This window comes from Microtetraspora malaysiensis (assembly GCF_050947145.1).
GTDB lineage: Bacteria > Actinomycetota > Actinomycetes > Streptosporangiales > Streptosporangiaceae > Microtetraspora_A > Microtetraspora_A malaysiensis.
The window spans coordinates 6,193,394-6,218,774 of sequence record NZ_CP191998.1 but is presented as its reverse complement, the minus strand read 5'-3'; the positions used below and the strand labels follow the sequence as shown (position 1 = coordinate 6,218,774).

Here is a 25,381-nt window from a genome sequence, read left to right as displayed (position 1 = left end):
CACTGGAGAGCCGGGCCAAATGCATCGACGATGCGTCACGTGGGGCCGCGGCGACCTGTGATATCCGCAGTCAGCCAGATCCCCGGCACCCCGGATGCCCTTCGACCGGTGCTCTAATCTAGGGGAGTGTCTGATACGGCAGCTGTAGATCGAGATCGTGAGGCTGTGGTGATCGCGGGGGCGCCTGCGGGCATGAGAACGGCCACCAGCATCATGATCGTTTGTGAGAACAAATCCAGACGCGGTGGCCGCAAAGATCACCGTAGCGCATGAACACTGGCCGATCTGCTTCAACGGGCTAATGGACCGGATCGCCGACTGCTTCCCCCGCCGGGAAACCCGGATGACCTGCCGGAACATGATCGAAGCGATGCTGACGGTCCAGGAGAGCGCCAACTGCTGGACCCTCGGCGAGGCGATCGGTCACCGCGGCCCGCACGTACTGCAACGCTTCTTGTCCCGGGCCCGCTGGAATGATGACGCCGTCCGCGAACGGGTCGCCACCTGGGCAGTCGGCCAGCTCGGCGACGCGGGCGTGGTCCTCGTCGTCGACGAGACCGGTGATGAGAAATCCTCCACCGACGCCGCCGGAGCCTCCCGCCAGTACTCGGGTGCGCTGGGCGGGGTCGGCCTGTGTCAGGTGGCCGTGCACCTGTCGTACGCCACGGCGGCCGGGCACACCCTGATCGATCGGCGTCTGTTCCTGCCCAGCGGGTGGGCGGCCGATGAAGAACGCCGTGAGCTGGCCGGGGTCCCCGAGGAGGTGATGTTCGCGAGCAAGCCGCAACTCGCCGTCGACATGCTCGCCCGCCTGCCTGCCGGTGGCGTCACCGACGCCTGGGTCGCTGCTGATGAGGTGTACGGCGGCCGGGAAACCCGCACGGCGATCCGCGCCCTTGCCTACCGCTATGTGGTTGCGGTGAAGACCGACCACCGCCTGACCACCCCGGCCGGCTTCTTCACCGTCACCGACCTGGTCAAACGCTTACCCGCCCGGTCCTGGCAGCGGCTGCGGACCGGTAGCGGCACCAAGGGCGACCGCCACTACGACTGGGCGATGATCGACGTGCTCGCCGACGACACCCCCGATGGTCACCAGGCCGGGCAGAGCACCCTGTTGGTGCGCCGCCACCGCTACACCGGCACCCTGTCGTTCTATCGATGCTGGTCAGCCACACCCCGCCCGCTGCAGGAACTGGTGAGCGTGGTGTGCCGCAGATGGCGGATCGAGGAAGACTTCCAAGCCGCCAAAGGCCTGACCGGGCTGGACCAGGGACAGGTCACCGGCTGGACCTCCTGGCATCGGTGGAGCCTGATCAGCATGATCGCCTATGCGCTGTTGGCCGTCACGATCATCCTCGAACGCGACGGTACTGCCGAGACCGGGCAGGTCGAGCTCGTCCCGGTGAGCTGCCGTGAACTGGTGAAACTCCTTCGCCAGTTCACGCTTCCCTGTCCCCGGCAAGACATCGATCCCGATCATGCCCTGCGCTGGTCCCTGTGGCGGCGTCGCCATCAATATCGGGCAGCGACCTGTCATCGGCGGTGGAACGAGGTCACGGCGGCCCTGACCACGTGACCTCTGCCGCAGCACCTAACGATCTACAGCTGCCGTATCTGACAAATCATGCCCTGCTGCGCGCCGGGCAGCATTTGTCAGACACTCCCTAGCCCCCTCTGACGCCACGAAATCCGACGCCCGGTGGACCGGGCCTTCTTTTTATTTCGCCCCTTTTCGCAATATTTCGTGAAAAGGGGCGACTGGGTAATACTGCGGAGCATGGCGGTCAGCTTCGCGAAGAACACCCGGGGACTTGTCCCAGATCGGTGCCGTATCGAATGACGTACGGGTCCGCGCCCCGATCGGGGCGGTCGATACCGGCCCGACACCAGGTCTGCGTGGCCGGCGTATCACCGGGGTATCGGAACCCGGCGCCCGAGGATCAGTCGAGGTCCTTGACCGCCCGCCAGGCCTCGTCGATCGCCGAGTCCACGTAGGCGCGAGGCCCGGAGTCCGTGTTGGCGATCGCCAGGTTGCCGTACGGTCGGCGGGCCGTCGCGCTGGGCAGTGGGCCGTCCGGGTAGAAGGTCGCCCACGGCCTGCCGTACTCCAGGGCGTAGCCGTGAGCCCACCGGTTGACGGTGATCGCCTTGATGTCACGAGCCGGGTCGAAGCCACCCTGCCCCAGGCTGCGCAGCAGCAGTTCCCTGGTGGTGCGCTCGATCTGCTCGAAGGGAGTCTGGATCAGCTCGACGCGGCCCTTCACCGCGCCGATGCGCGGGTCCGGGTTGGGCAGGGCGCACGCCCGGGTGAGGTGCAGGACGATCGGCTCGTCGGGGTTGCGCGGGTGCTCGTAGCCGCCCATGCTGACCGGGAAGTCGAGCGAGGCGCCCACCCAGTACGACCCGGGGTAGCGGACGCTCTGGATGCCGAGATTCTTGAACGCCTTCCAGTCGCGGAGCACGACGTTGGTGTAGAGCAGCGGCAGCCGTACCGCTTCCTTCAGTGCGGCGCGCTGGTCCTCGGGGAGGTCGGGCACCAGGTAGGGGATCATCTGGTGCTGGCAGGCGAGGATCACCTTGGCGCCGTGGACCGAGCGGAGGCCGCCGTCCTGGACGTAGGAGACCTCGCCGTCGCCCGTGACCTGGACGACCGGGCTGGACAGGCGCAGCCGCACCTTCGAGCCCTTCACATCGAGCTGGTCGTAGCGGACCTTGGCCGTGACCAGCTTCTCCATCGTGTGCCCGGAAGCGGAGCGGGGAATCAGCGCACGGACCAGCGCCCTGGCCACTCCGGCGTTGCCGTCCGGGAAGTGGTAGATGTACTCGTCCTCGGCGTCCCAGAGCTTCCACGCGGTGGGCGAGCTGAGCCGGTGCGGCGTGGAGCTGTCGAGCTGGAGCCCGCCGAAGCCGGGGTAGCCGTCCCCCCACGCGTCCAGCGCACCGACCGCGTCGGCGCCGTAGCCCCAGTTGCTGCTCGGCATGGTCTGCACGTATTTGATCACGTCGGGGTGCACCTTGACGACCGTGCGCAGGTAATCGGTGTAGGTCAGGTCGGCCAGCCGGAGCTTCTTCTCCTCGTCCGACAACCCCTTCAGCCAGTCCTGGGAGTCGAGCCCGGCCAGGTCCTTCAGCGCGTCCGGGTGCAGCGGCGCCTTGGCCAGCCCGTCCTTGCCGATGGCCAGGTAGTCGCGGCCGAAGGTCTCCTGGTCGAAGAAGGTCGCCCGCTCCAGGCCCTTGTAGGTCTCCTTGTGGAAGTAGCTTTCGAACCGCTGCACCTCGATGCCTACGTCCTTCAGCAGGCCCTTGGCATGCTTCGAGTAGGTGGAGGGGTGGTCGAGCGACTGCGAGCCGCCGTAGCCGATCAGACTGCGCCCGCCCACCTCGAACTCGTTGCGTACGGCATGCCCGCCGAAGTCCTCGCCCACCTCCAGCAGCAGGATCGTGGCGTTGGCGTGCTTCTGCTGGTAGAACCAGGCCGCCGCCAGCCCGCTGAGCCCGGCGCCGACCACCACCAGGTCGTAGCGCTCTCCGGTCGGCTTGGCCTGGCCCATGTCGAAGGTGCCGTTGCGCAAGGCGTGCGGCACCTTCAGCATTGCGTCCGTCTGCCCTCTGAGCCCACTCTTCGAGGGCGGGTACGGCCCGGCCGCCGGCTTGTCCGCCGCCGCGGTCGATGCCGCCTGGGCGGTGCCGGCCGCAGCGCCGACCATGAGCCCGGCAGCGGCGGCGGTGAACACGACGCCGTTGAAGAAGTCTCGCCGGTTGATAGTCCGATCCATACCAAGTTCGCGATCAGAGAACATGGCATCTCCTTGATCTTGGGGGATGGCGAGGAGTCAAGCACTCGCCGGTTATACGCACAAGCACGGTGTGCGTAAGAAAGAACCGACAAGTCGTTACACGCTGTTAGATGCAACCGCAATATCCGTAAACCGAGCGAATCGGAAGTTTTGTTATTGTTCATGATCGCTCGCTCTTTTGTTTTGGCGACGCTAAGCGAAATCCGTAGAACAGGGCACCCGCGACCGGAGAACGAGGTCGCTCCCGATGAGGCGTGGCGTTCGCGCACGGTGTGCTCGATCACCGGCTTGTCGCCGACCGGCAGCATCTCCTTGGGCGTTGCCTTCGTCAGCGGCGGGAGGCGGGAGCTGAGTCGCGTGAGCGTGGCCCAAGCCCGAGCAGGGTCAGCGCCGGAGTGCAGGCCACATGCAGCCACCGTCGGGCCGATCCGATCTGGGTGGTCGTCTCATCGATGTGCAGCACGTGGACCATCGTCAGCAGCGGACGCCGAGACCGGAGAAGGCGTCGGCTGACATCGAGCCTCCGCCGTTGACGGCGAAACGCGACGGAGGTTCAGGGGGCGGCCTTTCTTCGGACGTTCGCGGCCGCCGTCTCGCCCGGTGACTCCCGGCTGGGTGGGCCATCAGGGTACGACGACCTGGTTCGTACACCTCCGGGCTGACCTTCAAATCCCGCTGGCATACCGGCTCTGCGGCGCTTCTGATGCCGCCCGACGGCGCACCGGCTGTGCGGCGCTCGGGCTCGGCGATGACGCCGTGCGGCGACATATCCATGCGCATCTCAGTTCACAGAGGGCGCCGCGGCGGCGATCCGATGAGCGGGGGAGCTCAGGAAGCCGACTCTCGGCAGGGCCTTGACAGGACCAGACGCTGGCACCAATATCTGAATACGATATCCGGATAACGGATGAAGTGCTCTCTGAATGAGGTGGCTCTTTGCATCGCGTAGTCGTTCACAAGATCCCCATGGCGGCGCCGAATGACATCTCCGGCCTCCGCTCGCTCGTGGAGTCAGGGGAGATCGTGGCCGCGAACATCGTGGGACTCATGGGCAAGACGGAGGGCAACGGTGAGGTGAACGACTTCACTCGCGCCTTCGCCGAGTCCACGTTCAAGCGGTACCTGGGTGAGCAACTGGGATGCACCGACGACGAGGTCGCGGAGCAGGTCTGCATGGTCATGTCGGGTGGGACGACGGGTCTGCTCAGCCCCCACGTCAGCGTCTTCGAGCGGGAGGACCTGCCCGACGACACGCCTCCGGTGGACTCCAAGCGCCTCGCCATCGGTGTCGCGCACAGCGTGGAGATCCTTCCCGAGGAGATCGGGAGGATCGAGCAGGTCTACAAGATCGAGGAGGCCACGCGCGTGGCCCTGAAGCACGCGGGGCTGGATCCGGCCGACGTCCACTTCGTACAGGTGAAGAACCCGAGCCTGACCGTCGACCGGATCAACGAGGCCCGGGCGCGTGGGAAGACGGTGGTCACCGACAACCTCGCCCTGTCGATGAACAGGTCGAACGACGCGGCCGCGCTGGGAGTCGGGCTGGCCCTGGGGGAGATCGAACGCGATCGCCTGACCCCCGAATCGATCTCGAAGGACTTCTCGCTGTATTCGACGGTCACATCGTCGTCCGCGGGGATCGAGAAGGTGCGCGCCGACGTCCTGGTCTTCGGCAACAGCGACAAGGCGGTGAGCGACTTCCGCATCGGTTCGAGCGTGCTCGAGGACATGCTCGACGCCGACGGCTACCGCCGCGCCCTGCGCGTGGCCGGCCTGGAGTTCGAGTTCAACCCGTCCGACGAGCAGCGCAAGCAGATCGTGAACGTCTACCAGAAGATCAAGGTCCCGGGCTCGGGATACCTGCGCGGACGGCGGTTCACGATGATGGACGACTCCGCGGTCGGCCGCAAGGCCTGCTACGCCATCGGAAGCGCCGTCGCCGCCACGGTGACCGGCGACCCGATGGTCTACGTCTCCGGTGGCGGAGTCGACGGACACCAGGGACCGCCCGGGGGCTCGCCCGTCGCCGCGATCGTCCGCCTCTGAGGGGCGGGAATCGTGAGTAAGTACCAGCCCGGGGAGGCGAGGGCGTGGGCGCGCGAGCAGCTCTCGGGGTGCTGCGGGTGCGTCATGCCGTCGTTCACCGACGACCTGTCCGACCTCAACGAAGCCGCGATCCGCCACGATGTCGCGCTCGAGAAGCAGCTCGGAATGTCGTCCGTACTCATCGTGTCCGAATGCGGCACGACCGAAGAGGAGTTCGCGCGCTTCGTCGAGATCGTGGTCGACGAAGCGGGGTCCGATCTGGCGACGGTGGTGCAGCTGGCGCAGCCGACCCTGGACCGAACCCGCGCCGCCGCCACGATGGCGTACTCGGCCGGCGTGGATCTCGCGCTGCTCTGCTACCCGCAGTTCTTCTACCCCCGCAGCGAAGACGACGTATTCGCGTTCACCAAGACCGTCGCCGACGAGACGCCGCTCGGCATCATGATCTTCGCGATGAACCTCTGGAACTTCGGCCGGCTGCACCCGGCGGGATTCTCGATGGATCTCCTGCGGCGTTTCGTCACCGAGATCCCCAACGTCGCGGCGATCAAGAACGAGATCGGCATTCCCGGCGCGGGCGGGATCAGCCACGTCTTCGAGAGCTTCCGGGACGAGGTCCTGGTGACCGATCCCATGGAGACGAACATGCCGGCCTGGGTGAAGCAGTACGGCCAGCGGTTCATGGGCACGTCCAACTACGAGTACTACGCGGACCAGACGCCGCGCATCCTGAAGCTCCTTCAGAACGCCGACACCTACGAAGAGGGAATGGCGGCGTGGTGGAAGCTTCATCCCGCGCGGCTCGCCAACGCGGCCGTCACCGCTGAGATCAGTGCGGGCACGTCGACAGTGCATCGTCTCGTGTGGAAGTACCAGGGCTGGCTCATGGGCTTCAACGGCGGCCCCGTACGACCGCCGACACCACGAATCAACGACGCGCAGATGACTCGGCTGCGCTCCGCCGCGTTGGCGAGCGGACTGCCGGTCACCGACGACGAGGACCACCTGTTCTTCCGCGGCCGGGTCGCGGCCGGTTAAGGAGACACCCAGTGCGTGTACTCACCGAAGCGGATGTGACAAGGGCGGCCGACATCGGCATGGCGCTCGCATCAGCGGAGCGCTGTGCCGCCGCCGTCGCCGGTGGTCAGGTCAGCGCTTCCCGGGCGCAAGTGAACGGGGACGGCGCCTGGATCAGGTCGCTGGTCGCCATCCTGCCCGAATCGGATGTGATGGGGTACAAAGTCCTTCTCGGCGGTCAGCGCGGCGGTGCTCGTTTCTTCTGCCAGCTCTTCCGGGTGTCGACCGGCGAGCCCCTCGCTCTGATCGACGCCGCGACGATCACTCGGCTGCGGACGTCGGCGCACGCCGCGATCGCCGTCGCCCACGCGTTTCCCGATGAGGCCATCACGGTCGGCGTCGTCGGCTCCGGCCATGAGGCGCAGCAGGCACTTCGCACGATGGCGCACAGGTCACGTGTGAAGGCCGCCTCGGTGTGGAGTCCGAGGGAATCGAGCAGGATCGGCTTCGCGACGTCGATGTCCGATGAGCTGGGTATTCCGATTCGGCCCGCCGAGTCGGTGCGGCAGTGTCTACGCGACGTCGACGTGGCCTACACGGCGACGACGTCCGGAGGCCAGGTCGTCGTGCGACAGGACGACCTGACGGGAGTCCGGATGCTGTCGACGATCGGTTCGACGACCCCTCGCCAGCGCGAGATCGAACCCGCGGTCTTCACCGGCGCGGGCCGGATCGTCGTCGACACGATGGACTGCCTGACCGATTCCGGAGACCTGCTCGCGTGCGCCGACGAAGCTCCGTCGAGCCCGATCGCCGTGGAGCTCCTGGGCCACTACCTGGAGACCGAGCCACTACCGAGCACGGGCCTGCTCGTCTACAAGTCGATCGGCAGCGCCGAGCAGGACATCCTCCTCGCTCTGGACGTATTCACCGCGGCGTCGGACCGGGGCATCGGAGCGACGCTGCCCGGATGACCCGAGCCACGGTGTGGCACTCACGAAACGAAGGCATTACATGGAACTCCATACGCGCCCGCAACGGGCGATCGACGACCTTCTCGAGCTCCGGCGGCGAACCAGCACCGCGGCGGGTGCCCAACGAGTGGCCTGGACGGAGACATGGGACTCGGCGAGGCGGCTTCTCCGTGAGAGGCTCGCCGAACTCCCGGTCGACGTCAGCGTGGACGAAGCCGGGAATCTCTGGGCGTTACTCCCCGGTGATTCGCCCGATGTCGTCATCGTGGGCTCGCACCTCGACTCGGTTCCCGATGGAGGCTGGCTTGACGGTGCCTATGGGGTCATGGGAGGGCTGGAAGTCTTGCGGGCCGCCGCGGAGCAGGCCTCGCGGCCGTACTCCTTGGCCCTCGTCGACTGGGCGGACGAGGAGGGCGCCAGGTTCGGGCGCAGTCTGTTCGGCTCGGCCGCCGCGGCCGGGACGCTGGATCTAGACAGCGTCCGTGATCTCACGGACGCCGACGGGCAGCGGCTCGTGGACGTCCTGGAGAGTTATGGGATCAGCCTGGACAAGATGAGCGCCGCGCGAGCTCGGCTGGCGAGGGCCGTGGCGTATCTGGAACTGCACATCGAGCAGGGCCCGGTGCTCGAGCACGAAGGTCTCCCCATCGGGGTCGTGCAGGGAACCGTCGGCATCGAGCGGTACGTGGTGACGTTCGAGGGGGTCGCCGCCCACGCGGGTTCGACTCCCATCGATCGCCGGCACGACGCGATGATCCCGGCGGCTCGGACCGTTCTCGCGGTCCGCGAAACCGCTGAGCGCAACAGTGGAGTGGGGACGGTCGGCTCGGTCGTCGGCGAACCGGGGATCGTCACCGCCACCGCGGAGCGCGCGACCCTCCTGGTCGACCTGCGGCACATCGACGCCGAGCGTCTGGCGGCCATGCTCGCGGACGCCAGGGAGGCCGCGGAGAAGGCCGCCGCCGCCGAGGGCTGCCGCCTCCGATGGGATCGGCTCCTCAGCCTCGCCCCGCAGCCGTTCGACCCCCGGCTTGTCGAGCGGGTCGCGGACGCCTGCACGTCGGTGTGCGGTGCCGCCTTCGAGCTGCCCTCGGGCGCGCTGCACGACGCCACATCCATCGCGCCGCATGTGCCGACGGCGATGCTCTTCGCCGCGTCCATCGACGGGCTCTCGCACAACCGGAGCGAGGACTCCCGCTACGAGGATCTCCGCGACGGCGTGGCGGCCTTCGGCCGTCTGGTCGGCAGCGTGTTGACGTCCCGTCCCCGACCGGACCAGGGCAGTTAGCCATGGACGGCTTGGCGGCAACCCGGGTCGGCCTGAGTTTCGGCGGCATCCGGGTCCTGCACGACCTCACGCTGGAGGTCCCGGCCGAACGGGTCACCGCGTTGATCGGGCCGAACGGCGCGGGCAAGACCTCGTTCTTCAACTGCGTGAGCGGGCTCTATCGGCCCAGCGCGGGATCGCTGACCTTCGACGGGCACGATCTGGTACGGCGCAAGCCACACCGGGTCGCCGGGATCGGTATCGCCCGCACCTTTCAGAACGTGGCCTTGTTTCCCCGCCTGACGGTCCTGGAGAACGTGCTGTGCGGCGGGCATCTGCAGTCTCGCGCAGGGATGATCGCGTCCGCGCTCAGATTTCCCCCGGCCGTCCGTGACGAGCGCCGACTGGTCCGTGACGCCATGGACGCGTTGACGAGGCTCGGTCTCCAGGACCTCGCCGATCACCAGCCGGGCGACTTGCCGCTCGGGACGATGAAACGGATCGAGATCGCCCGAGCACTTGTGGCCAAGCCGCGGCTCCTCATGCTCGACGAGCCGGCGAACGGGCTGGACGGCACGGAGGTCGAGGAGATGGCTCAGCTCATCCGGGACCTGCAGGCTGACCTGCGTATCGCGATTCTGCTGGTAGAGCACCACATGGGCATGGTCATGAAAATCTCCGACGACGTCATCGTGCTGGACCAGGGCCGGGTGATCGCGCAAGGCGATCCCCTGGTCGTCGCGAAGAACCCGACGGTCGTCGAGGCGTACCTGGGGGGGACCTCATGAGCGCCGGGAACAATCTGCTGGAGGTCAGGGACCTTTCCGCGGGCTACGGTCACGTGACAGTCGTGCGGAACGTCGACTTCGTCGTCCACGAGGGCGAGGTCGTGGTTCTCCTCGGTTCGAACGGTGCGGGGAAGACGACGACGCTCCGAGCGCTGTCGGGGCAGATACCGGCTCGGGGCAGCATCCGTCTCGACGGTAGGGAGATGGCCGGCCGCCGGGCGGAGGCCGTCGCACGCAGCGGTGTCGCGCATGTTCCCCAGGGCAGAGGCACCTTCGTCGATCTCACGGTCGAGGAGAATCTGCGGATCGGGGGCTACAACCTGAGCCGCGACCGGCTGCGGGAGTCACTCGCCCGGTGGTTCGACTTCTTCCCGCGGCTGGCAGAGCGCAGGCGGCAGACCGCCGGGCAGATGAGCGGTGGCGAGCAGCAGATGCTCGCGATCGCACGCGCGCTGATGTCTGATCCACGTCTCCTGCTCCTGGACGAACCTTCGCTGGGACTGGCTCCCAAGGTGATGGCCGAGCTGTTCGAAACCCTCGCCAGGCTCAACGAGTCCACGGGGCTCAGCGTCCTAGTGGTCGAGCAGAACGCCCTGCTCGCCCTTCGGATCGCCGCCCGGGCCTATGTGCTCGAGTCGGGCCGGATGTCGCCCGCATGGGCGGCGAGCGAGCTCGTCGAGTCGGACACGGTACGCCGTGCCTACCTCGGCCAATAGGCAAACCCTCGACAGGAGCCACAACGCATGCAGTTACTCATGCAGCAACTGGTCAACGGCATCGCCAACGGATGCATCTATGGAGCGCTGGCGCTGGCCCTCGTCCTCATCTACCGATGCACCCAGTTCGTGAACTTTGCCCAGGGCGAGATGGCCACGATGTCCACCTATCTGGTCTGGTCGCTCACCACGCTCGGACTGGGGATCTGGCCTGCGTTCCTGATCGCCGTGGTCGCCTCGATGGCTGTGGGAGCTCTTCTCTACCGTCTCGTTTTCAAACGCTTCGGCGTAGATGATCATCTGGCGCTGGTGATCGTCGCCATCGGACTGTTCTTCATTTTCAACGGTCTCACGCAGTTCCTCTTCGGCGCCGACGGCCAGGCCATGCCCGCCATGTTCCCGACGTCGGTGATCGACCTGGCCGGTGTCCGGGTGCCGGCGGCCGTACTGGGCGTCCTGGGGGTGCTCGCCGCTGTCAGCGTCGCGCTGTGGGCGATGTTCAAGCACACCAGGGTAGGGCTCGGATTCCGCGCCGTTGCCTCCAACCAGGACTCCAGCAGCCTGTCCGGCCTTCCGGTCCGACGTCTGCTCGGGGCCGGCTGGGCCTTGGCGGCGGGTCTCGGCACGCTCGCCGGCTGTCTCCTCACGGCCCTGGGCGTGTTCCTGAACCCGAACATGATGGTCTCGGTGCTGGTCTACGCCTTCGCGGCCGCCACGCTCGGTGGATTGGACAGCCCCGCCGGCGCCGTGACCGGTGGCCTGCTCCTGGGCGTGCTGGAAAGCCTGGCCGCGGCCTACGTGCCGGTCATCGGATCAGATCTGAAGCTCGCCGTCGCCTTCGTCGTGCTCGTCCTTGTCATGCTCATCCGGCCCACGGGCCTGTTCGGTCGTCAGGTGGTGGTGCGGGTATGACGCCGTCCTCGAGTTCTCGGCGCGTCAAGAGGGGGCTCGGAGCGCTGGTGATCGTCGTCGCCCTGGCGTACCCGTTCCTCAACGAGCCGCCCGCGGTCGAACGGCTGGGTCTCGTCCTCGTCCTGTCGATCGCGGTCGTGGGCCTGAACCTGCTCACGGGCTACACCAACCAGATCTCCATCGGGCACAGCGCGTTCTTCGGCGTCGGCGCCTATGCGGACGCCATCCTGGTGAGCAAGGCGAACTGGCCGCATGTGGCGGCGCTTCCGGTGGGCTTTCTCCTGGCCTGCCTGGCCGGTGTGGTGTGCGGTCTGCCGGCCCTGCGAATCCGCGGCATTCACCTGGCCGTGGTCACCCTCGCCGTCGCGACGGTCTTCCCGGCCATCGTGACCCGGTTCGAGGGCCTCACCGGAGGAAGCCAGGGGATCGTCGTTCCCGCGTTGACCGCTCCCTCGTGGACCGGCCTCGCCGACGACCAGTTCGCGTACCTGGTCGCGCTGGCGGTTCTCCTCATTTCCATGCTGGTGCTGCGCAACATCGTCAGCAGCAAGGGCGGCCGGGCACTGGTGTCCTTGTCGGACAACGAGATGGCCAGCCAGTCCATGGGCGTCAACGTCGCCGTGATGAAGGTGACGGCATTCGGGCTTTCCGCCGGGATGGCCGGAGTCGCCGGCGGGCTGTTCGCGGCGACGCATGGCTTCGTCTCGTCCCAGACGTCCTTCCTGACTCTGCTGGGCTCGATCCAGTTCCTGACGGCGATGGTGGTGGGCGGAGTAGCCAGCTTCGTGGGGCCGGTGATCGGAACCTATGTGACTCAGTTGGTGCCTGATCTGCTGTCCCAGTTCAGCCCGGGCCTCTCGCAGGTCCTGTACGGCGTCCTCCTCGTGCTGCTGATGCTCATCGCACGTGACGGCCTGGTGGGCCTGGCCAAGCGCGCATTCACCCGGCTGAAGCGCAGCCGAGGACCTCGCGACGCGCTCGGACCGAGCGAAGAGCCCGCGCCCCCGAGAGCCGTTCCCGTCTCGACCAACTCCTCACCCGAGTAAAGGGGAAGAAATGACCGTCGCTCGCAGAGCATGTGCTCTCGCTGCTGCCACGGCGATGGTGGCGACCATTGCCGGCTGCGGAAGGACCAGTACGGATTCCCGCCAGGACGGCGACTCCGGTGACCACGTCGTCTCCATCGCGAAGTGCCAGGACTACCAGCCCACGGCCGGTATCACCAAGGACAAGATCCTTCTCGGCTCGAGCTTCCCCAGCTCCGGCCCCCTGGCGGTCCTGGCGAAGCTCGCTCAGGGCTACCGCGCGTACTTCAAGTACGTCAACGCCAAGGACGGTGGCATCGGCGGACGCAAGATCGAGGTCGTGAGCTACGACGACGCGTACGACCCGTCCCGCACCGTGAGCAACGTCAACCGCCTGATCAACGAAGACAAGGTCTTCGCGCTCGTCGGCGTGCCCAGCACCCCCGGGAATTTCGCGTTCTGGGACCGGACGGAGGCGAGCTGCGTCCCGAACCTGATGGCGTCGACGGCGGCCGCGGATTACGCGACCACGATCAAGCATCGGTGGACGTTGAACGGTCTCGTGCCCTACCACACCGAAGGGCAGGCCCTGGCCCAGGCTCTGCATGAGCACTCCGGCGCGAAGAAGGTGGCGGTCCTCTACCAGGCGGGCGACTTCGGCGGCTCGATGCTGAAGGGCGTCGAGGCCGAGAGCAGCGCTCTGGGGATGACCGTCGTGAGTAAGGAGTCGTTCCAGGCCACCGACCCGTCGGTCACGACGCAGATCACCAGCCTGGCCGCGACCGGCGCGGACGCGCTGGTCGTCGTCGCGGCGGGCACCCCGTGCGCGCAGGCGCTCGACGCGGTGAGCAAGACGTCGTGGAAGCCGCAGGTCGCGGTGTCCTACACCTGTACGTCGCGGGCGCTGATGAAGCTGGCCAGTCCGGCGGGCAGCGAGGGCATCCTGAGCGTCACGCCCTTCAAGGATCCCTCGGCACGCCGCTGGAGCTCCGATGAGGGCGCCAAGACCTACCGCGAGTCCGTCAAGACGTATGAGCCCGACGCCGACCCCGAGGACTCCTTCGTCGCCAATGGCTGGTTCTATGGGGAAGTGGTGTACGCCATCCTGAAGAACGCGCGCAGCCTGACCCGCCAGGACGTGATGGACTCGGCGCTGAGCTTGTCCGGTGTCACCGCATCCATGGCACTGCCCGGCGTCACGCTGACCACGGGCTCCGCTGACGCGACCCCCGTGGAGAGCGTGCAGCTCCAGCGGTACGACGCGGCGACCCACGAGTGGCAGTTCATGGACGGCGGCTCGCCGCTTCAGGACGGCCAGACGAAGATCCTCACCTTCGACTATGCCAAGTCGAGTGCCCGCTAGCGTCCCCGGCCCGCCAGCGGCCGCCCGCAGCGAGCTCGTCAGCGCCCGTCATCTGGCGGACGCACTCGTCGCCGGAGAGCTGTCCGCCCGAGAGGTCCTGGACAGCCACCTCGCCACGATCGAGGCGACCAACCCACAGGTCAACGCGATCGTGACGCTCGACGGCGAGGGCGCCAGGCGGCGGGCGGCCCAGCTCGACGCGCTGCACGCCACGTCCGGGCCAGTGGGCCCGCTGCACGGATTGCCGGTCGCCATCAAGGACACCCACCCGACGGCCGGCATGCGGACCACGTTCGGCAGCCCCGTGTTCGCCGACCACGTACCCCAGAGCGACGCCCTGATCGTGGACCGGCTGAAGCGCGCCGGCGCCATCGTGGTCGGCAAGACCAACACACCGGAGTTCGCGGCAGGGTCCCAGACGTACAACGCTGTGTTCGGGGCGACGCGGAACCCCCATGACCTGACGAAGACCGCAGGAGGGAGTTCGGGCGGCTCGGCCGCCGCCGTCGCGTGCGGGATGGTGGCCCTGGCCGACGGCAGTGATCTCGGGGGATCGCTGCGGAACCCGGCCAGCTTCTGCAACGTCGTCGGCATGAGGCCGAGCCCCGGCCGTGTTCCCATGTGGCCGGCGTGGAACCTGTGGGACACCTGCGCCGTCCAGGGGCCGATGGCCCGCTCCGTCGCGGACGTCGCCCTGGCGATGTCGGTCATCAGCGGACCCTCCCGCATGACGCCGACCTCGTACGCGGACCGGGCCGACTTCGCGGCTCCCCTCGACGTGGACACGAAAGGGCTCAAGGTCGGGTTCGTCTACGACCTCGCCGGCCTGCCGGTCGAACCACGCGTCGTGGACGTGCTCCAACGAGCGCAGCGCGTGTTCGGCGAGACCCTCGACGGCGATTGCCGGGTGCGGGCGTTGCGGCTCGACGGGGCCGTCGACGTCTTCCGCACTCTGCGGGCCGCCATGTTCGCCGCGCGATACGGGCATCTCATCGGGGAACCGCCCGGCGTCCTCGGCGACGACGTGCGCTGGAACATCGAGCAGGGTCTGGCACTCAGCGGCCTCGACCTGACTCGGGCGCAGGTGGAGCGCGGAAGGTTGTACCGGGAGTGCCGCGACTTCTTCGAGGAATTCGACGTCCTGGTGACCTACACGTCACAGGCGCTCCCGTTCGACGTGGAAACCCCCTATCCCCGGTCCGTGGCCGGAGTGGCGATGCGCGACTACCTGGAGTGGATGGGCAGTTGCGCCGTGCTCTCGGTGCTCGAGACCCCGATAGTCGCGGTGCCCGCGGGGTTCACGAGCGACGGGCTCCCCGTCGGTGTCCAGATCATGGGAGCGCCAGGGGACGATCTGCGGGTGTTGCAGGTGGCGCATGCGTTCGAAACGGCGAGGGGTGATCTCCTGTGAACGTCATTTTGCAGGTCAACGGAGTGACCGCCGAAGTGGATGTCTCCGTCGACACGCCACTCCTTCAGGTGCTGCGTGACCGGTTGGGGCTCACCGGCACCAAGGAGGGATGCGGCGTCGGCGAGTGCGGGGCATGCACGGTGCTGGTGGACGGGAAGCCGGTGATGTCCTGCGTCACGCTCGCCACCCGCGTCGCGGGCTCGGTCGAGACGATCGAGGGCGTCGCCGCCGCGGAGCCGGAGCTGTGCCGGTGGTTCGCCGACTGCGGGGCCTCGCAATGCGGCTTCTGCACTCCCGGTCAGATCGTGCACGCGGCCGCGCTCCTACGTCAGGGTCTCCCGGAGATGACGGAGGACCTGCGTCGTGAGCTCTCCGGCAACATCTGCCGCTGCACGGGATACCAGTCCATCGTCGAGGCCGTACGCGCGACGGACGCGGACGGCCGACCGGCAAGGAGCGAGTGATGGGGATCAGTCGGCACGCGCGTCACCCGGAATGGGACGCGCGCACGAGCGGGGCCGCCGCATACACCGCGGACTTCGAGATGGAGGGGATGCTGCACGGCGCCCTGGTGCGCAGTCCCCATCCGCACGCCCGCATCGTCTCCATCGACCCGAGTGCCGCGCTGCGCATGCCCGGTGTGCGGGTCGTGCTCACAGCAGCCGATCTTCCGGATCGGCTGTACCAGGACTACGGCGTCACCGACCGTCCCGCGCTCGCGGTCGGCCGCGTCCGGCACGTCGGCGAGGAAGTCGCTCTGGTGATAGCGGAGAGCGAGGAGTCGGCCCGGGCGGGAGCCGCCAAGGTCAAGGTCCGCTACCGGCGCCTGAGGACGGTGGATTCGGCCGAGGACGCGCGCTCGGGACGAGCCGTCCCGCTGCACGCCGGGCAGGCCGGCAACGTGGCCAAGGAGGTGACACGCGAGTACGGCGACATCGCCGCCGCGCGGAGCCGGTCCACCACGACCAGACGGGCGCGCTACCGCTATCCGAACCAGGCGCACGCCTGCATGGAACCCAGCGTCGCCCTGGCCTGGTACGACCGGGACAGCGGAGTCCTGAACCTCCAGACGCCGACTCAGGCCGCGCGCAACATCCAACGCGAAGTCGCGCACATGCTGGACCTGGATCTGGAGAAGGTCCGAATCCAGCGTGCCGCGGTCGGCGGCGACTTCGGTTCGCGGGTTCGCGCGTCGGACATCGAGGTTCTTGCGGCGGCGGGAGCTATCCGGACGAATCGGCCGGTGCGGATCCGGCTGAACCGCGCCGAGGAGTTCGCGTACACGAAGCACCGGTTCGACTTCGAGATCGACCTCGTCTCGGGAGTGGACGACGACGGAGCTCTCACCTTCAGAGAAGCGGACGTGGTCGTCGACTGCGGCGCCTACACCCATGCGGGTGGCAACGAACTCACGCAGGCCACCGGTCTGCTGACGGCGCAGTACGACCTGGGCGGGGCCGCCGCGCGGGGGCAGGCGGTCTACACCAACCGCCGGCCGGGCGGGTCCTTCAGAGGAGCCGGGCTTCCCCAGGCCGTCTTCGCCCTGGAAAGCCAGATGGACGAGCTGGCGGAGGCGCTCGGTGTCGATCCGGCCGAATTCCGATCGCGCAACTTCAATCGGCCGGGAAGCCCGACGCTGAACGGGTGGGAGCCCGACACCCTCGCTCTCGACGAGTGTCTGCGTGCAGTTCAGGCGGAGCTCGACTGGGACGAGGCACGTTCCAAGGGCGGCCGTGGTCGTGGGGTGGGGATCGCCGCGGCGATCCACGTGACGGGTGCGGTCGTGAGTGAGGCGTCGAGCCGGGCCGGCGCCGTCGTGAGCGTCGACGGCGAAGGCGCGGTCACGGTCCGGACCGGCTCATCCGACCCCGGAACGGGGCAGTACCTCGTGGCCGCGCAGGTCGTCGCGGAAGAACTCGGTGTGCCGACGGCGACGGTCCGGGTGGAGGCGATGGACACGGCGACCACGCCGTACGACCCGGGCGCCGGGGCCTCGCGGGGGACGTACACGACGGGACGCGCGGTCCACCGGGCCGCGTCCGAGCTGGGCAGGAAGCTGCGGGAGACGGCCGCGGCGAAGTTCGGCGTGTCCGCCGACGAGGTCGTCCTTGACGCGGGTCTCGCCCGGGTGGGCCAGGAAGAGGTGAGCCTGGGAGACCTGGTCGGGCTCTGCCCCGACCAGGTGGACGGCGAACTGAGCGTCTCGGCGGAGTCGACCGCCGAGATCCCGATCCTGAAGAATCCGCTCGGCAAGGGAAACCTCGCGCCGTCGTATGCGTGCGCGGTCCACGGTGTCGAGGTCGACGTCGACCTCGACACCGGCAAGGTCACGGTGCTGCGCGTCGTGGCGGCGCACGACTCCGGAACGATCGTGAACCCTCGACAGGCGGAGGGCCAGGTGGTCGGGGGTGTGGTGATGGCGCTCGGCGCCACCCTCGGCGAGGAACTGATCCTCGAGGGCGGCAGGGTCGTCAACAGCGGCTATCAGGACTACGCGCTGCCGAGAGCCGCCGACGCGCCCCCGGTCAAGGTCGTCTTCGTCGGCGCACCGGACCGGCACGGGCCGTACGGTGCCAAGGGCCTGGCCGAGGTAGCGCTCTCCCCGACGGCTCCGGCGGTGGCGAACGCGATCGCGCACGCGGTCGGGCTGCGCATGCGGCACCTGCCCATCACACCCGACAAGATCGTCGATGCCGCGGTCTCCGAGAGGCTGCGGCCGGGACACCGGCATGTTCCCGTCTGGCGCAGACCCGGCCGGTGGTGGATCGCGGCGTTCCGGTGGTTGTACCCGCGTGGCATGCACTTCCTGCTGCACAGATTCGGCACCTCGATGGCACGCCGCCCGGACCCCGTGGAGGTTCAGGCTCTCGAACGGCCCCGCGACGCCGCCGCTGCCGTCGCCCTGGCGTCGCGTTCCCCTCGTCCCGCGTTCATCGGCGGGGGTACGGACCTGCTCGTCGCCCGGCAGCAGGGATTGGCGGGGCCCGCGACGCTGATCGATGTGACGCTCTGCAAGGAGCTCACCGGCATCGTGACCGAGGCGGACGGTTCGCTCAGGATCGGCGCGGCCGTCACCCTGTCCGACCTTGAGGCGGCCTGCGACGCCTCCGGCCTTCCGGGTGACCGGATGCTCGCGCAAGCCCTCAGATCGATCGCCTCCCGGCAGATCCGCAACGTCGCCACGGTGGCGGGCAATCTCTGCCAGCAGAAGCGTTGCTGGTTCTACCGCAACGGCTTCGACTGTTACAAGCGTTCGGGGCCGACGGCCCCGTGCTACGCGGTATCGGGAGACCATCGGTTCTACCACGCGGTGCTCGACGGCCATCGCTGTCAGGCGACGACGCCGTCCGACCTGGCTACGGCGTTCGCGGCCCTCGATGCCACGGTGACGATCCAGTCACCGACCGGATCGCGGGAGATCCCCGTCGCCCGGTTCTACCGTGGCCCCGGGGAGACCGCACTGGCCGACGACGAACTCGTGCTTCATGTGACGGTTCCCCGGCTTTTCCGCGAAAGCCCGGCGGACTTCAGGAAGCTCGGTCTCTGGTCGGGTGACTTCGCGGTCGTCTCCGTGGCGACCTCGCTCCAGTTCGATACGGAGAACGGCGTGGTGAGTGACGTGCGGATCGCCATGGGGGGTGTGGCGCCGACCCCGTATCGGCCTCATCCCGTGGAAGACGCGCTCAGGGGTCGGTCGATCGATCCGGCCGCCCTCCAGCACGTCGTCGCGCTCTGGGAGCGGGAGGCGCATCCGCTCGAGAGGAACGCGTGGAAAGCCGGCGTCGCCACGGCTCTGGCGGTCCGATCTCTGCAGGAGTGCCACGGAGGCCGGTAGGCGGGCCCGGTCAGTTCGCGGTGATGCCCATGTTCAGTGGGTTCCATCCCAATGAGTTGGCGATGGTCGCCGCGAGGTTGGCGACGAGCACCTCGTGCTCTTCGCGCTGTTGCGGGGAGTTCAGCGAGTCGGACAGCAACGTGCATCCGACGGCAGCCCGCACCGATCCATCCCGATCGAGAACGGGGTATGCGATCGATCCGATGCCGACCTGGAGGTCGTCGTGGACGATCGCGTATCCCTGTTCGCGAATCTCCGCCAGATGGGCCCGGACGGCGTCGGGATCGGTCACGGTGTTAGGGGTGAAAGCCGGCAGCGGATCGGCCAGGTACGCGTCGACGAAGTGCTCCGGCTGCGAGGCGAGCAGGACGTATCCGTACGCGGTGACGTGCAACGGAACCCGGTACTGGTCGCGGTACCGGCGGATCATGGGCGCGCCGGTGTTGTGCTGCGCGAAGAGAGTGACGGCGCTTCCGTCGATGCGCTCGCACAGCTTGAGCATGCCGTTGACGCTGGTCACGGCGCTTTCCAGGTGCGGGAGGGCCACCCGGAGCACCGGGTGGTCACGGATGTAGGCGGTCGCGAGCATCCATGTCATCGGCCCGATGAGGTATTCCCCGGAGCCGGGATCGCGCACGATGTGCCCGTCGGCGCACAGCTGCGAGACCGTCCGGTACACCGTCGCCCACGCGACGCCCATCTCGCGGGCCAGGTCGGCCGGGCGCATCGGTCGTTCGGCGAGCAGGCGCAACACTTCGGTCGCCCGGCGCAGTCCTTTCACGGCCGGCTCGTTTTCGGTGGCGGATCTCGCGTCCGGCCCTTGCGGCCCAGGCTTTGCCATCCTCATTCGACTCCTGACTAAAGAGATCCCACGGTGTCATCACTTGCCCGGGGTTCATAGGGGCATCGAGCCCGACTTGATCCACTTACGAGGATAGCGCGACCAGATACCTTGACAGTCATTCACTATATGACTAGCGTCATCACTATTCGGATACACACTGCGCGAAGTGAAGATGAGCGGAGTAAATGTGGCGATTGAGATAGATATTGCGAAGTGTGACGGTTACGCGTCGTGCATCCTCCTTGCGCCCGAGGTCTTCGATTTCGACGAGACGCGCAACATCGCGGTAGTCAAGGCCTCGTTGCCGGAACAGCTCGACCTGACGGAGATCGACGAGGCGATCCGGAACTGCCCTCGCCGGGCGATCACGAGAGTCTGACGTGGAAATGCAGTCGATCGCCGTTGTCGGCGCCTCTCTCGCCGGTGTCACCGCAGCGGAGGCTCTGCGCGAGGAGGGCTTCGACGGCGTCATCACGCTCGTCGGCCAGGAGTCGTGCCTGCCGTACGACCGGCCGCCGCTCAGCAAGCAGGCCATCCAGGGAGCCGAACAGGTGGAACCCGCCGGCTTGCGCACCCGAGCGGAGCTCGACGCGTTGGACGTCCGTCTTCGGCTCGGGGTCCGGGCGAGTTCCCTCGCACCTGCGTCCGCTGGTGGTCGGCACAGAATCGGCCTGGCGGACGGGGACCGGCTCGACGTCGACGGCGTGATCCTCGCCACGGGCGCACGTGCCCGCTCCCTGCCCTTCACCGAGCCGGCCACGGGCGTCCACCTATTGCGCACCTACGGCGACGCCGTCGGCATCAGACGCGACTTCGAACGGCGGCCGAGGGTCGTTGTGGTCGGCGCCGGGTTCCTGGGCATGGAAGTGGCGGCCAGCGCGCGGGCCCACGACCTCGACGTCACGGTGCTCGAGGCCGCTGACCTGCCGATGGTCGGCCCCCTCGGCCGCACGCTCGGCAGGTGGGCCGAGGCCGTTCATCGGCAGCGGGGTGTGCGGCTGATGTGCGGTGTCCAGGTTGCCGGCTTCGTCGGCACGACCCGGCTGCAGGGCCTGGTGCTGGCGGACGGGACGCTGATCGAGGCCGACATGGCCGTCGTCGCCGTCGGAGCGGAGCCGAACACGGCGTGGCTCGACGGCAGCGGCATCGAGTTCGACGGCGGTGTCGTCTGTGACGAGCACTGCGCGACCCGGGTGGACGGCATCTTCGCGGCCGGCGACGTCGCACGGTACTTCAGCCCACGGATGGGGAAGCGGGTCCGCTCGGAGCACTGGGCCAACGCCGTCGAACAGGGGCGGGTGGCCGCGCGGAACCTGTTGCGTCCGCGGGACCGATGGGACGCGTGTCAGGCGGTGCCCTACTTCTGGTCCGACCAGTACGACGTGAAGATCCAGTTCGTGGGAGAGCGGCTGCCGGACCAGGAAGCGGAACTCGTCGAAGGATCGTACGAGTCCGGCAGATTCGGGGTCGTCTTCCGCCACGGTGACACGGTCACCGGTGCGATGGCCGCCAACCTTCCCGCCTTCGCGGCAAAGCACCGCCGCCTTCTCAAGTCACGCTACGCGGCCACTACGACGCAAGGGAGATTCTGAACAGTGCCAGAGATCAGTGTGGGTTCAGCTCGCCGGCCGCCGGTGGACATCCCGAAGTCGGCCTACGCCGACGACCAGGTCGCCGCAGCCGAAATCGAGCGCGTCTTCAATCGCTCATGGGTGTTCGTCGGCTTCGAGTCGGAGATCCCCGAGCGAGGTGACTACGTCCAGCGGCGGCTCGGTTCGGACCAGGTTCTCCTGACGCGCAGCGAGGCCGGCTCGGTGCATGTCCTCCTGAACGCGTGCACCCACCGTGGGACCGCGCTGTGCGAGGCGACGCTCGGCAACACCGCGCACTTCCGCTGCAGCTACCACGGCTGGACCTTCGCCAACGACGGGCGGCTGGTCGGCGTACCCGGCCTTCGAAGCCACTACTCGCGCGACTTCGACAAGGCACGTCTCGCACTGAGGGAGGCACGAGCCGAGTCCTACCGCGGATTCGTCTTCGCCACCTGGGACAGGGAGGCCCCTCCGCTCGCCGACTACCTCGGTGATATCCGGTTCTACCTGGACGCCCTGCTGAACATCTCCAGCAGCGGCTGGGAGGTCGTCGCTCCGCCGCAGCGCGTACGAGTCAGAGGCAACTGGAAGTACTTCCAGGACAACACGTCGGGTGACGGGTACCACCTGCAGACGACGCACGCGCTGGCGTTCGAGCAGGGTGTCTTCGACCGCGACCCCGGCGTCGAGCGAGACGCCCGTGTGGTCGCCACCGACGGGGGGCACGCGCTGCGCATCGGCTACGGCCGCCGCGAGACGCCGGACTTCTGGCTGGACGGCATGCCGCTGGACGAGCTGCCACACATCGCCGAGAACCTGACGCCGCAGGAGCGGGAGGTGCTCGACAAGAGCGAGTTCATGCATGGCGGGATCTTCCCCAACGCCGCGTTCATCACCAACTCGCAGTCTGAGAAGGTCGCCGACCTGGGGGACGTCACGACGCGTTTCCTCGTCTGGAGACTGCACCATCCGCTCGGTCCGAACGAGACGGAGATCTACTACTGGGTCCTGGTGCCGCGACACTTCCCCGACGACTGGAAGCGGGTGTCGTACGCGATGCAGGCGCGGGTCCAGTCCGCGGGAGGCCTGTTCTTCGAGCACGACGACTTCGAGAACACGTTCCGTCTGGACGCCGCCAACCGGGGATCCCGCGCCCGGGCACTCGACCAGGACCTGAGCCTGGGGGCCGACTTCGAGATCCAGCGGGACATGGACGGCTGGCCGGGCCAGGTGCAGCAGCAGGGCATCACCGAGCACAACCAGCGCGCCTTCTATCGCCGGTATGTCGAGATGATGGGAGATGCGCTGTGACATTCGACGACGATCGCGCAGCGGAGAGATTCCTGATCCGCGAGGGCCGCCTGCTGGACGAACGCCGCTACCACGACTGGCTCGACCTGCTGACCGGCGACTTCCATTACTCGCTGCCGCTGCCCATGGTCCGCGAGGACCCGTATCTGCCGCGGTACCACGAGCGCGCGGTCTTCTTCGAGGCGACGAAGACGGGCCTGTCGCTGAAGCTGGGACGCGTCGGCGAGCGCACGGCGTGGTCGGACCGGCCGCACAACTTCACCCGGCGGTTTCTCTCGAATGTGGAGACGGAACGCGTCGACGAGGACCTCCTCCTGGTCAAGAGCAATGTCCTCGTGACCGTGATTCCGTCGGGCGAAGAGGCGACCATCACGAGCGCGGGCCGCGAGGACCTGCTCAGGACGAGCGCGGACGGCACATTCATGCTGGCTCGCCGCACGGTCTATCTGGATGTCGAGGTCCCGACCGATGTCCAGCTCTCGTTCGTGTTCTAGGAAGGGTACGCAGATGCGAGCGGAGACTTCGGACGTGGTTCTCCGGCTTTCCAGTGAGTTCGAGGCCGTGCAGGTCCGGCTGGTGGCCGTGGGCAACGGGCACCGTATCGAGATCTTCGAAGAGCGGTCCGGGCGCACCGCGCTTCTCGACGCGACCGTCTTGGCCGCGATCGCCAAGCTCGGGGTGGGCGACTTCGAGCGCATCCTTTCCGCGTCCGTGGAGGGGCCGGGGTGATCAGAGCCCGGTCTTGATCAAAACGAGCAAACACCGATCAGGAGTCTCTGTTGGGCATCACGCACCTTCGCTCGGTGGGGCTGGCCGTACCCGACTTCACCGCGGCCTCCGGTTTCCTCAGCGATCAATGGCGTCTGGAGGAGACGGGCGGCGACCGGGAGATCCGCTACTTCGGCGCGGTCGGCGCCGAGGAGCCGTACTCCCTGAGATTGCGGCGGGCCGACGATCGTCGCATCGACTACATCTCGTTCGGCGTGGACACCGTCGCCGAGACCGAGCGGCTCGCCGAACGACTGGCCGGCTCGGGGATGACGCTGGCATCGGAACCGGGAAAGCTCGACCAGTTGGGCGACGGCTACGGATTCCGGTTCTTCGATCCCAACGGCCACGTGGTGGAGCTGAGCACGAACGTGGCCTCCAAGGAGGCACGTGAGATCGCGGAGCGGGACTCCACTCCGGTCAAGATCAGCCACGTGGTGCTCAACGCGCAGGACATCGAAGCGACCGCCGAGTTCTACGTGAACTTCCTCGGCTTCAGGGTCTCGGACCGGCTCACGGACAGCATGATCTTCTTGCGCTGCAACCGCGACCACCACGCCATCGCGTTGCACAAGGCCCGTCACTCGTCGCTGAACCACATCTCATGGGAGCTGCGCGGGGTCGACGAGTTCATGCGCGGGGTAGGGCGGCTCGTTCGCGCGGGCCAGAACCTGGTGTGGGGTCCTGGCCGCCACGGGCCGGGCGACAACACGTTCGCCTACTTCACCGAGCCCAACGGCTACGTCATGGAGGTGACGACCGCTCTCGCCCAGGTCGACGAGACGACCTGGGAGCCTGCGGTCTGGGAGCGGAAGCCGGAGGTCTCCGACCAGTGGGGTCTGGCCGGGCCGATCCCCGAGCGGGCCATCGCCGCCATGGACTCCCGGCCCGACCCCGGCCTGTGGAACGCGCCGCCGTGCTGAGCGTCGTCATCACCGGAGGCTCGTCCGGCATCGGGCTGGCGGTTCTCGACGCGCTGCTCGAGACCGGGGCCTCCGTGTGCTCCCTTGATCGTGTCCCCAGCGGACGGGAGTCCGGCCGGCTCGTGGAGGTCATCGGCGACGTGACCGACCCCGAGGCGCACACCCGGGCCGTAGGCGCCGCGCTCGCCGCGTACGGCAGGCTCGACGCCTTCATCGGCAACGCCGGAGTGCACGACGGCGGCGCGTCCCTGGAGACGCTCTCCGGCGCCGACCTGCGCGGGCTGGCGCGACATCTGTTCGACGTCAACGTGATCGGTTTCCTCCTCGGCGCCCAGGCGGCGATATCACCGCTCAGGGAGTCGAGGGGAAGCATGATCTTCACCCTCTCCGACGCCGCGTTCCAGGCCGCGGGCGTCGGGGCGGGTGCGTGCTATGTCGCCTCGAAGGCCGCGGGCCTGGGGATCGTGCGGCACCTGGCCGCGACGTACGCTCCCGAGATCCGAGTCAACGCGGTCGCGCCCGGGGGAGTCCCCACCAATCTCCACGCGGTGCAACCGGGTGGAGAAGAGACCCGGCGGCTCAGCGTGGACCCCGAGGCTCTGGCGGACAGGGTACGGGCGATAAACCCACTCGGGGTGGCTCTGCGGCCTCATGAGATCGCGGAGTACTACCTGTTTCTGCTGTCCGGTGCCGGTAGGGCGATGACCGGGCAGGTGCTACGGCCCGACGGCGGCCTGTCCGTGCGTAGCTGACACCCGACCCAGACATGTGAAAGACATCCCAGGAGCT

22 protein-coding genes are annotated in these 25,381 nt (G+C 67.8%); 20 read left to right on the top strand and 2 right to left on the bottom strand.

Annotated elements, in window-relative coordinates; translation table 11 throughout:
- Positions 1-223: 223 nt before the first annotated feature.
- Positions 224-1,579 (top strand): IS701 family transposase, encoded by a 1,356-nt coding sequence (locus tag ACQP1V_RS29345; RefSeq protein WP_433413278.1) that lies wholly within the window; start codon positions 224-226, stop codon positions 1,577-1,579.
- Between the two features lie 364 nt (positions 1,580-1,943).
- Here ACQP1V_RS29345 and ACQP1V_RS29340 read toward each other — a convergent pair whose 3' ends face one another.
- Positions 1,944-3,803 carry an NAD(P)-binding protein gene (locus ACQP1V_RS29340; RefSeq protein WP_433413277.1) on the bottom strand — a complete coding sequence of 620 codons (1,860 nt, stop codon included), beginning with the start codon at positions 3,801-3,803 and terminating at the stop codon, positions 1,944-1,946.
- Positions 3,804-4,736: 933 nt separating this feature from the next.
- On the opposite strand from ACQP1V_RS29340, the gene ACQP1V_RS29335 reads away from it, so the two are divergent.
- Genes ACQP1V_RS29335 through ACQP1V_RS29280 form a run of 12 tightly spaced genes read left to right on the top strand, consistent with a single transcriptional unit; the run spans position 4,737 to position 19,154 of the window.
- The gene (locus ACQP1V_RS29335) at positions 4,737-5,846 is read left to right on the top strand and encodes a ring-opening amidohydrolase (protein ID WP_433413276.1); all 1,110 of its coding nucleotides are present in this window, start codon (positions 4,737-4,739) and stop codon (positions 5,844-5,846) included.
- A gap of 12 nt (positions 5,847-5,858) precedes the next feature.
- The gene (locus ACQP1V_RS29330) at positions 5,859-6,884 is read left to right on the top strand and encodes a dihydrodipicolinate synthase family protein (RefSeq protein ID WP_433413275.1); all 1,026 of its coding nucleotides are present in this window, start codon (positions 5,859-5,861) and stop codon (positions 6,882-6,884) included.
- An 11-nt stretch (positions 6,885-6,895) separates the two neighbouring features.
- Entirely contained in the window at positions 6,896-7,837 is a 942-nt protein-coding gene (locus tag ACQP1V_RS29325; RefSeq protein ID WP_433413274.1) for a hypothetical protein, read from the top strand.
- Between the two features lie 40 nt (positions 7,838-7,877).
- Positions 7,878-9,125, top strand: a complete 1,248-nt coding sequence (locus tag ACQP1V_RS29320; RefSeq protein ID WP_433413273.1) for a hydantoinase/carbamoylase family amidase — start codon at positions 7,878-7,880, stop codon at positions 9,123-9,125.
- 2 nt (positions 9,126-9,127) lie between these two features.
- Entirely contained in the window at positions 9,128-9,892 is a 765-nt protein-coding gene (locus tag ACQP1V_RS29315; RefSeq protein ID WP_433413272.1) for an ABC transporter ATP-binding protein, read from the top strand.
- Positions 9,889-10,608, top strand: coding sequence for an ABC transporter ATP-binding protein (locus ACQP1V_RS29310; protein ID WP_433413271.1), 720 nt, complete (start codon positions 9,889-9,891; stop codon positions 10,606-10,608). Before ACQP1V_RS29315 ends, ACQP1V_RS29310 begins: the two co-directional genes overlap by 4 nt.
- Before the next feature lie 39 nt (positions 10,609-10,647).
- Positions 10,648-11,520, top strand: coding sequence for a branched-chain amino acid ABC transporter permease (locus tag ACQP1V_RS29305; protein ID WP_433413270.1), 873 nt, complete (start codon positions 10,648-10,650; stop codon positions 11,518-11,520).
- A 47-nt stretch (positions 11,521-11,567) separates the two neighbouring features.
- The gene (locus ACQP1V_RS29300; protein WP_433413269.1) at positions 11,568-12,566 is read left to right on the top strand and encodes a branched-chain amino acid ABC transporter permease; all 999 of its coding nucleotides are present in this window, start codon (positions 11,568-11,570) and stop codon (positions 12,564-12,566) included.
- A gap of 10 nt (positions 12,567-12,576) precedes the next feature.
- Entirely contained in the window at positions 12,577-13,908 is a 1,332-nt protein-coding gene (locus ACQP1V_RS29295; protein WP_433413268.1) for an ABC transporter substrate-binding protein, read from the top strand.
- Positions 13,898-15,319 carry an amidase gene (locus ACQP1V_RS29290; protein ID WP_433413267.1) on the top strand — a complete coding sequence of 474 codons (1,422 nt, stop codon included), beginning with the start codon at positions 13,898-13,900 and terminating at the stop codon, positions 15,317-15,319. The genes ACQP1V_RS29295 and ACQP1V_RS29290 overlap by 11 nt, the downstream gene beginning before the upstream one ends.
- A complete protein-coding gene (locus tag ACQP1V_RS29285; protein ID WP_433413266.1) occupies positions 15,316-15,783 on the top strand; it encodes a (2Fe-2S)-binding protein in 468 nt (155 codons plus the stop codon). Before ACQP1V_RS29290 ends, ACQP1V_RS29285 begins: the two co-directional genes overlap by 4 nt.
- Positions 15,783-19,154: a molybdopterin cofactor-binding domain-containing protein gene (locus ACQP1V_RS29280; protein WP_433413265.1), complete on the top strand. Its 3,372-nt coding sequence runs from the start codon at positions 15,783-15,785 to the stop codon at positions 19,152-19,154. The genes ACQP1V_RS29285 and ACQP1V_RS29280 overlap by 1 nt, the downstream gene beginning before the upstream one ends.
- Positions 19,155-19,164: 10 nt before the next feature.
- Here ACQP1V_RS29280 and ACQP1V_RS29275 read toward each other — a convergent pair whose 3' ends face one another.
- Positions 19,165-19,935 (bottom strand): IclR family transcriptional regulator, encoded by a 771-nt coding sequence (locus ACQP1V_RS29275; protein ID WP_433413264.1) that lies wholly within the window; start codon positions 19,933-19,935, stop codon positions 19,165-19,167.
- 235 nt (positions 19,936-20,170) lie between these two features.
- On the opposite strand from ACQP1V_RS29275, the gene ACQP1V_RS29270 reads away from it, so the two are divergent.
- From ACQP1V_RS29270 to ACQP1V_RS29240, 7 genes are read left to right on the top strand one after another with little or no spacing between them, the layout of a single operon-like run.
- A complete protein-coding gene (locus tag ACQP1V_RS29270) occupies positions 20,171-20,377 on the top strand; it encodes a ferredoxin (RefSeq protein ID WP_433425987.1) in 207 nt (68 codons plus the stop codon).
- A 7-nt stretch (positions 20,378-20,384) separates the two neighbouring features.
- The gene (locus ACQP1V_RS29265; RefSeq protein WP_433425985.1) at positions 20,385-21,590 is read left to right on the top strand and encodes an NAD(P)/FAD-dependent oxidoreductase; all 1,206 of its coding nucleotides are present in this window, start codon (positions 20,385-20,387) and stop codon (positions 21,588-21,590) included.
- Between the two features lie 3 nt (positions 21,591-21,593).
- On the top strand, positions 21,594-22,901 hold the full coding sequence (locus ACQP1V_RS29260; RefSeq protein WP_433413263.1) for an aromatic ring-hydroxylating oxygenase subunit alpha: 1,308 nt from the start codon (positions 21,594-21,596) through the stop codon (positions 22,899-22,901).
- The gene (locus ACQP1V_RS29255) at positions 22,898-23,395 is read left to right on the top strand and encodes an aromatic-ring-hydroxylating dioxygenase subunit beta (protein ID WP_433413262.1); all 498 of its coding nucleotides are present in this window, start codon (positions 22,898-22,900) and stop codon (positions 23,393-23,395) included. The genes ACQP1V_RS29260 and ACQP1V_RS29255 overlap by 4 nt, the downstream gene beginning before the upstream one ends.
- 34 nt (positions 23,396-23,429) lie before the next feature.
- On the top strand, positions 23,430-23,630 hold the full coding sequence (locus ACQP1V_RS29250; protein ID WP_433413261.1) for a hypothetical protein: 201 nt from the start codon (positions 23,430-23,432) through the stop codon (positions 23,628-23,630).
- A 50-nt stretch (positions 23,631-23,680) separates the two neighbouring features.
- Entirely contained in the window at positions 23,681-24,592 is a 912-nt protein-coding gene (locus ACQP1V_RS29245; protein ID WP_433413260.1) for a VOC family protein, read from the top strand.
- On the top strand, positions 24,586-25,344 hold the full coding sequence (locus ACQP1V_RS29240; protein WP_433413259.1) for an SDR family oxidoreductase: 759 nt from the start codon (positions 24,586-24,588) through the stop codon (positions 25,342-25,344). The genes ACQP1V_RS29245 and ACQP1V_RS29240 overlap by 7 nt, the downstream gene beginning before the upstream one ends.
- The last annotated feature ends 37 nt before the right edge of the window (positions 25,345-25,381 follow it).